Raw genomic sequence first — 7706 nt, 5'->3', positions numbered from 1 at the left:
CCCCAGCCCCCACTTCGTGGCCCCTCCGCTCCAGATCAGCCTGCATATCGGCGCGGTGGCGGTCGGAATCGCGCAGGCTGCGCTCGACGACGTGGTCGCCCTGGCGAAGGCGGGAAAGAAGCGCCTGTATGCGCGCCACACCCTGCGCGAGTCACCCCAGTTCCAGCACCGGCTGGGGCGAGCCCAATCCGACCTGCGCGCGGCGCGCGCCCTGCTCCAGGAACTCTCGGGGCGCTTCTGGACCACCTGCGTCGAGGCGCCGGACTCCGCCTCCGGCTTCGCGCCGGAGATTCTAAGCACCACCGCGTGGCTCGTGGACACCGCCGCCGAGGTGGTGAGCGCCTGCTATCGCGCCAGCGGCACCAGCCCCGTCCGGGATGGCTCCACGCTCCAGCGGCGCTTCCGCGACATCCATGTGCTTACCCAGCACGCCTCCGCCACGGATGGATGGTTCGCGCAGGCGGGCAGCACCTTGCTGGGGTTCGACTTCGCGTTGGAGTCCTGAGGCTCGGAGGCGGGCCCGTCCCGTCATGGCGGGGCGGGCCCACGGAGCAAGTGCTCAGGTCCCCGTGCTCTGGGGGACCTCGTCCTCCCCGTAGGGCGGGATGCGGAAGCCCTCGGGCTGCTTGCCATCCACGTCCGTGAAGCCGTACTCGCGCGCCAGGTCGCCGGAGGTGAACAGCTTCCCGCTGCGCTCCATGATGCGCGGATCCCCGGCCAGCGCGGCCACGGCCCTGCCTCCGTACTCGGGCGACTCGGTGCCGCTCAGGTCGAAGGGACCCTTGGCGTGCTCGGCCATCACTCGCTCGGTGCGCATGAAGCCCGGTGCCAGGGCCACCGCCGCGACGTGATGCTTCTTCAACTCCAGCCCCATGCCAAAGCTCATGCGGATGATCGCGGACTTGGCGACGTCGTAGTACAGGTTGCGCAGGTACTCGCCGTAGGCCCAGCCCACCGTGTTGACGATGAGGCCCGGAGGCGCGTCGGCCTTGCGCCCGATGAGCAGCGGCGCCGCGAACCGGCTCGACAGGAAGTGCGCGCGCAGGCCGGCGACATACATGCCCTGCCAGCGCTTCTCCGTGGGCTGCTCCCAGAACGGCAGGTCGAAGTCGGGGCCGTCATACTGCTCGTAACCTCCCCAGACGTTGTTGACGAGCAGGTCCAGCCGCCCGGACTCGCGCTTGACGCGCTCGAAGAACGCGGCCACGTCCTGCTCGTTCGTGTGGTCCACCCGCGCGGCGATTCCCTTCCCCCCTCGCTGCGTCACCTCCTCGGCGGCGTTCTCCACCGTGCCGGGGAGCCCCTCGGTGGTCTGTCCGGCAGAGGCGCTTCGACCCGTGACGTAGACAGTGGCGCCGGCTTCGGCGAGCACCAGGGCGATGGCGCGACCCGCGCCGCGGCTGGCGCCGGTCACCACGGCGACACGGCCGGTCAGGGTCTTCAGGTGTTTCGCGATGGGCTGCTTGGCTCCTTGCATGAACGTCTCCGGATAGGTTGGGGCAGCGGGTGGACTTCGGGCTCTGTTCAGCGAACGTCAGGCAAGACGAGACCCACCGGGGAGGGCGAGCGAGCTGTCGGGGTTCGTCGTCTTCGTCAGGCGAGGATGCCGTGCAGCAGCATGTCCCGCCCGTAGTCGTGGCGGAGCGGATCTCCTCCGGCCAGGTGCAGCAGGGTGGCGAAGAGCGCGTCGATTTCGAGCGGGCGCCGTTGCCCCTCGGTGGTGCTGCCGCTGCGATAGTCGATGGAGACGCCGCGGAACCTCGCGTCCGTCTGGCCGACCGTCGCGCCCGCGCGGATGCCACGCCCCAGGAGAATCCAACTGTTCTCGGGCCAGTGGTCCTTGCCCCGCACCATGTTCAGCTTGGGGAAGCGGCCCAGCTCGGAGGCGATCACGATGGTGGTCTGCTCCAGGAGCGTGCCGAACGCGTTGCGCTCGCGCTGGAGCAGGTCCAGGAAGCCGGCGATGTTGTCGAAGATGGGGCGCGTGCGCGCTGACTGGAGCGCCACGTTGTCGGTGTGCGTGTCCAACCAGACGCGCGGCGAGCGCACGGTGACGAAGCGGGCGTGATTGCCACGCACGGCATGGAAGGCGAGCTGGAGGCCGGGCCCCAGCGGACTTCCACGAAGCGCCGTGTGGCGGTCCGCGGTGGATAGCAGGCGCTGGAGGTGCTGGCCCTGTTGGAGCGTCTGCTCGTGCGCGGCGAGCTCCTCCGGTCTCCCGCCGAGCCACTGGCGGGCCTCCTCGTGCCGCAGGGTCTGCATCTCCTCGAACCAGGAGGGCGTGTCGAACAGGCCCCGCCGAGGCTCACCGGTGAGCAGCTCCACCGTCGCGGGGTCGATGCTCAATCCTCCCGCGAGGGGAATGGCGCGGCCCTCCGGGTTGCCGGGCAGCGGCAGCGCGTCCAGGGGGCGCGGTGGCCGCGGGAAGCCGGTCTGGATGTGGAGGTGCGGGATGGGGGCGCTGCCCGGCAACAGGCCGCCGAGCACGTCGCCGAAGGGCGGGGTGCTGGCGCCATGTCGCTGGTGGCCCGCGCGCAGGATGGCCTCGCCCGTCTCGTGCGCGACGGTGTCGTAGCGGACGCCGTGGACCAGGCACAGCGCGTCGTCGTGGCGCAGCAGACCACCGATGAGTGGCCCGAACAGGCGGCGCGTGCCCTGGAGGCGCTCGGCCGCCCGGTATCCGGTGTCGACCTCACCGGCCGTGGCGGGGTCCTTCGCGTCCACGGTCATCACGCTGTCGAAGCCACCGTCGAGGGTGATGCGGACGAAGTAGTGGGGCCGCGCGGTGGACGGCGGCGGGAGTGCGACCGGTGGCGTGGAGGTCGACTTCACGTCGGGCGCGCCCGCGCGGTGGAGGCCACAGGCCGGGAGCAGGGCCAGTCCGCTGACGCCAGCCAGGGCCTGGAGGACTTCGCGTCGTGAGGAACGGGCCATGGTCGTCATCTCGCTGTCGTGGGGGCGGGGGCGAGCTCCAGCCGCAGCACCCGGATGCCGGCCAGATAGCTGGTGCACAGCGCCGCCGCCGCGTCGCGTGTCGCCGGCGCGATGCGCTGGAAGCGGCGGAAGCGTGCCTGTCCGTCCTTCGTGTCCGCGGCGGTGGGCTCCTGCTGGTACACGAGCCGGAACAGGCGCTGAGTGATGGCCTCCGTCGCCTTCTCCGAGGCAGGTCCCTCCGCGACGTCCACCAAGGTCCGCTTTCCGGCGGGGCGCCCCAGGTCCGTGTCGATGACCCGGGTGCAGACGTCCATGGCGATGAGCGGATGGCGGGCGGCGGGCTCCAGCTCCAGACGCGGGGCGACGAGGGCCTCGAGCGCGCCCGCGCTCATGTACGGATGCGCCACCTCGCGGACGATGAGCAGCCAGTCGTCCAGGGACAATTGCATGGCCGTGCGCGGCGGGGCGGGGTGCTGTTGGGCCTCCAGCAGCGCGGCGATGGAGCTGGCGAGCTCCTGTCGGTATCCGGGGCCCAGTGGGACGGGTGAAGTCCCAGGGCCCTTCCACAGCCCCTCCGCGTCCTTCGCGGAGGGAGGCATGCGGCCGGTCTCGACGGCCTTGTGGATGTCCCGCCACGTCTCCAGGTCGCTCGGGCCGGGCACCTGACGCAGGTCGAGCGAGCTGTCCTCGTCGTGGCAGCCGGAGCAGTGGCGTTGGAGGAGGACCGCCACGTTGGGAGGCACCTCGGCGGTGTCACGCGCGGGCTCCGCCGCCAGGACGAGGAACAGCAGACCGAGGGAGGTCATTGCGCGAGCACCATCGGTTCCGTCTGCGGCTTGCTCCACAGGATGGCGCGGATGAGGACATCGACCCGCCGTCCGTTCTGCTCGAAGGTCCGGGTCAGCTCCTCCAGCAGCCGCCGCTCCTCGGCCGTCTTCCGGGGCGGTCGCCCCACGAGGAAGGTGAACATGCGGGAGGTGGCGCAGCGGGGGAACTCCGGCTGCTGGGTGAGGAGCCGGGCCAGCGCGGCGGTGCCCTTGCCCTTGCCCCGGAAGTCCTCGGCGCCGTGGACGTACAGCGCCCCCTCCACCTGTCTGCCGGTGGGGATGGAGCCGAAGATGGGCGGACGCAAGCCCACCAGGAAGCCCGAGCCCGAGTCCATGGGCGCGTGGCATCCGCTGCACGCGCCCTGGTTGCGCATGGGGGACTCATACACCTCGAAGCGCACGCCCTCGTGCTGCCCGCCGGTGACGGTGAGGAGCGTCTCGCTGTCCACGGTGTTCGCCGGGAAGTCCACGCAGAGGAACTGCGACAACATCAACTGCATCGTCGCGCGGGACGTCCCCACGAACGCGGCCATGACGGGCGTGTTCAGGAACAGGCCACTGCCCTGGTATTCGCCCTTGCGCTCGACGAACTGGCCCGGGGCCTCCAGGTCCACCGTGGCCAGCATCCGCACCAGCTCCTGCTCCCGCGTGGGGGAGAAGGGCTTCTGGGACACCTTCGCCAGCATCTCCCGCCGCAGGTACAGGAAGCGCGTCAGGCCGGACTGCCAGGTGGAGGAGGTCGTCATCAACTCGTCGAAGGGGCGCCCCTTCGACATGAGCTCAGCGCCGGTCTCGGTCACCTCGCTCATCATCGCCTCCACGAAGCGCTGGTCCATGCGCGGCGCCTCCTCGTCCGGAGGGAGGCAACCCAACAGCAGGGGACCGCAACCGCAGCCCGGCCTGGGGGGCGTGGGGATGGTGGGCTCGGGTTGTCCACCGCAGTAGCCGACCGCGTCGAAGGCGTTCTCCGGGCGGTAGCTGTCCTGACAGATGGAGATGCGTTGTCCGCGCCCCCACCAGGCTGGCGCTGACTTGCGTTCGGCGGGCACACAAGGCGCGGTCCCCTCCGGACGCGAGGCGCCCACGGTGTGGGGCAGGTAGTAGACCCACTGCCCGTCTTCACGGAAGCGTGACAGCGTCCCGACGAAGAAGTTCGTCGCCGCGGGAGTGAACGCCAACGCGCTCGACAGCTTCCGGTAGAAGTCCCGCGTCAACCAGCGGTCCAGGACCTCCTCGTAGATGCGGGACGGAGTCTCTCCGCGCGCGAGTCGCTCCTCCAGGTCGCGCCGCTCCTGTGGCTCCAGCCGCTTCAGCCGAAGGCGAAGGGAGAGCACCTGCACCAGCTCCACCACGGGCGTGGACGCGGCGTCGTCCGACGCCTGCGCTGGCGAGAGCGTCAGCGTCAGCGTCAGGAAGGCTGCTCCCAACGTCATCCTGTTCGAACGCGTGGTGAGAGGCATTGCTCGAAAACCTACTCGGGTCTTTCCTGTAAATCCAGGCGTTAATGTCAATCATTCCCTGGGGGCTGCGCGGCGGTCGGCAATGATTGCCGTGCCGTGGAACCGACCGGGTGGGCGGAAATATGGAGGGCGTGGCTGACGTAGGTGGCATTGCCCCAGTTCTCCACGTCCAGGGAGGGTGCGGGAATCATGTACGGGGGTCTTCGCGTTGGCGTGAAGCCTGACAGCGAAGGCAGGCCGTCGGTGCGGTCCATGACGCGAATGGTGAGGGGTTGGGACGCCGGGAAGGTGGCCTCCAGGAGATTGCCCTCGGGGAGCAGGGTTTCGAGCCACAGGGTCCACGCCGCGTCGCCCGCGAGGGGTGGACTGGTAGGGCCAGGAGCGCCATCCACGGCATAGGCGAGCACGGGCGCGCCATGGAGTGACACCAACGCGCTGCGCGCTCCCCGGGGGGAGGTGATTCGCAGGCGCAGCCTCCTCCGGTCCGCCGTGACGGTGTCCTCGGTCACCTCCACGAGGGGCGCTGGCGCGTCGAGCACCGGAGCGGGCGCGAACCGGAAGTCCTGGCCCCAGCGCGGCATGAAGGCGGGGAGCTGCCCTTCTCGCGTCGCGTCCTGGAGGAAGAACTGCCGCGTCCAGTCGTCCAACTGCTCGTCGCTGCTGAACCAGAGGGCCTGCCCGCTGTCCGCGTCCCACGCATAGACGACGTTGTTCGCCCGGGGGCGCTCGGGGGTGGGCGCCCGTGGAAGGCTCGCCAGGACCACCAATCCAAGGCCCGTGGCGAGGGTGGCCACCGGCAGCGGCCAGGTCCGGAGCGCCGTCAGCGCATGGAGGAGTGGGACGAGCAGTCCGCAGAGGAGGACGGCGAGCAGCGCCGTCACGACGGCGAGCCGAGGCGTGAGCCCCACGAAGGTGAGGACGAGGAGGGGCGCCACGATGAGCAGCGGTGGGATGGCGCACAACGTCAACGCCGACGGCCATCGCCAGCTCGCGGAGCCAGGAGCGGAGGGGAGCAGCGCCAGCCCGAGCGCCGTGCTCGCCAGGGGCCAGGTGAACAGGAAGCCGAGGCCGGGCGCGAGGAACGCGGTCAGCACCGCGAGCAGCGCCCAGGGCCCGCAGGCCGCCAGGGTGAGGGCCCGCACTCCGACGCGGGGGCCCGTCCTCACGACGAACAGCGCGGCCACGGCGGTCGTCACCGCGAGCAGTCCCCCCAGGTACAGGCCGCTGCCGTAGGTGTCGCCGGCGCGGCGGGACTCGGGATGGGTCGCGCCAGCCAGGAGGCTGATGGCGAGCGCGATGGCGAGGACACCCCCGCAGACGAGGAGGAAGGTGCCCAGTCCGCGCGCGAGCTGCCTCGCCGACAGCGTCTTCTCCCGGAGTCCTCGCGCGACGAGGGCCGCCCAGAAGAGCGTCGCGCCCAGGGCGAAGAAGGGACTCCACCCTTCCGGGTACCTGATGAGTCCCAGCCCCGCGACGTTGAAGAAGACCAGGCTGGAGGTCCCCTGGGGCGACAGTGTGCCGTCCGTCAGCCGCCGGGTGAGTCGCAGCGCGTACTCCCCCTGATGCTGCAAGGTGCGCGCGTCCACGTTCTCCGGACGGTCCAGCGCTCCGTGGTAGGCCGTGAGGCCGTCGATGTACGCGAAGTTGAGGCCGGGGATGCCGGCGGCCTTGGACAGGGTGAACTCGGTCATGTTCGGCAGGTACCGGTAGGCCGTGTCGAACAGCGAGCTCGCGAGCGCCGTGGGCACCGTCGAACCGAGCGCGTCGACGAGCCAGCCGCTGTCCGGCCCCGTCTCGAACATCAGGACCGGGCCATGACTGCCACGGGCCTCGAAGTTGAGCACCGTGGCCACGGCGTGGCGCCGGGGATGCTGGGCGAAGAAGGCCTGCGCGCCGAGCAACCCGACCTCCTCCGCGTCGGTGAACAGGAAGAAGACATCGTGGCCGGGCTTCTGGGGGGACGCGGTCAGCGCGCGCGCCGTCTCCAGGAGGGTCGCCACCGCGGCGGTGTTGTCGTTGGCGCCCGGGCCCGCCGGCACGGAGTCGTAGTGCGCCATCAGCAGGAGGGCCCGCTCGCTGGAGCGTCCTGGCACGCGGGCGAGCACGTTCTGGACGACGGCCGCGGACCGGTAGGTCACCCCGAAGGGGGTGGGAAACTCCGCCACGCTCGGGGCCCGCTGGACTTCGGGCGAAAGGCCCAGCCCCGCCAGCTCCGCGAGCAGGTACTCGCGCACACGCGCATGCTCCGCCGAGCCCACTGGATGAGGTTCGCGAGCGATGCGCTGGACGTGGGCGAACGCCCGCTCCGCGGAGAAGTCCTCGGCCGACGCGGAGGCGGGAACAGGCGCGGGCGGTTGGTAGGGCGCCAGGGCCGCCCAACTGCCGCCGACCAGCAGGACCAACGCGAGCACGACGCCAGGCCCGCCGGGGATGACGGAGGGCTCCGGGGAGCGTTTCGCGATGGGGCGGGAAGGCGGGGTCATGG

Annotated in this window: 6 protein-coding genes; 1 reads left to right on the top strand and 5 read right to left on the bottom strand. The window is 70.8% G+C overall.

Going from position 1 to position 7706, the window contains the following annotated elements; translation table 11 throughout:
* On the top strand, nucleotides 1–505 hold a 505-nt coding region (locus FJV41_RS28615), incomplete at its 5' end, for an acyl-CoA dehydrogenase family protein (RefSeq protein ID WP_281291494.1).
* Between the two features lie 54 nt (nucleotides 506–559).
* Here the strand turns inward: FJV41_RS28615 and FJV41_RS28610 are convergent.
* The 5 genes from FJV41_RS28610 to FJV41_RS28590 all read right to left on the bottom strand — a co-directional run bounded on the left by FJV41_RS28610 (nucleotide 560) and on the right by FJV41_RS28590 (nucleotide 7704).
* Nucleotides 560–1477 (bottom strand): SDR family NAD(P)-dependent oxidoreductase, encoded by a 918-nt coding sequence (locus FJV41_RS28610; RefSeq protein WP_141645744.1) that lies wholly within the window; start codon nucleotides 1475–1477, stop codon nucleotides 560–562.
* A 116-nt stretch (nucleotides 1478–1593) separates the two neighbouring features.
* Nucleotides 1594–2934, bottom strand: a complete 1341-nt coding sequence (locus FJV41_RS28605) for a DUF1501 domain-containing protein (RefSeq protein WP_141645743.1) — start codon at nucleotides 2932–2934, stop codon at nucleotides 1594–1596.
* Nucleotides 2935–2939: 5 nt separating this feature from the next.
* A complete protein-coding gene (locus FJV41_RS28600; RefSeq protein ID WP_141645742.1) occupies nucleotides 2940–3740 on the bottom strand; it encodes a hypothetical protein in 801 nt (266 codons plus the stop codon).
* Nucleotides 3737–5194 carry a DUF1585 domain-containing protein gene (locus FJV41_RS28595; RefSeq protein WP_181791005.1) on the bottom strand — a complete coding sequence of 486 codons (1458 nt, stop codon included), beginning with the start codon at nucleotides 5192–5194 and terminating at the stop codon, nucleotides 3737–3739. Before FJV41_RS28595 ends, FJV41_RS28600 begins: the two co-directional genes overlap by 4 nt.
* Nucleotides 5195–5268: 74 nt before the next feature.
* Nucleotides 5269–7704, bottom strand: coding sequence for a M20/M25/M40 family metallo-hydrolase (locus tag FJV41_RS28590; protein WP_141645740.1), 2436 nt, complete (start codon nucleotides 7702–7704; stop codon nucleotides 5269–5271).
* Between the last annotated feature and the right edge of the window lie 2 nt (nucleotides 7705–7706).

The sequence above is a fragment of the Myxococcus llanfairpwllgwyngyllgogerychwyrndrobwllllantysiliogogogochensis genome (assembly GCF_006636215.1).
Classification (GTDB): Bacteria; Myxococcota; Myxococcia; order Myxococcales; family Myxococcaceae; genus Myxococcus; species Myxococcus llanfairpwllgwyngyllgogerychwyrndrobwllllantysiliogogogochensis.
This window is presented reverse-complemented; position numbering and strand designations above follow the sequence as displayed.

Excerpts from the sequence above, each read along its gene's own strand:
- FJV41_RS28610 (WP_141645744.1), bottom strand. The coding sequence starts at position 1,477 with ATGCAAGGAGCCAAGCAGCCCATCGCGAAACACCTGAAGACCCTGACC.
- FJV41_RS28605 (WP_141645743.1), bottom strand. The coding sequence starts at position 2,934 with ATGGCCCGTTCCTCACGACGCGAAGTCCTCCAGGCCCTGGCTGGCGTC.
- FJV41_RS28600 (WP_141645742.1), bottom strand. The coding sequence starts at position 3,740 with ATGACCTCCCTCGGTCTGCTGTTCCTCGTCCTGGCGGCGGAGCCCGCG.
- FJV41_RS28595 (WP_181791005.1), bottom strand. The coding sequence starts at position 5,194 with ATGACGTTGGGAGCAGCCTTCCTGACGCTGACGCTGACGCTCTCGCCA.
- FJV41_RS28590 (WP_141645740.1), bottom strand. The coding sequence starts at position 7,704 with ATGACCCCGCCTTCCCGCCCCATCGCGAAACGCTCCCCGGAGCCCTCC.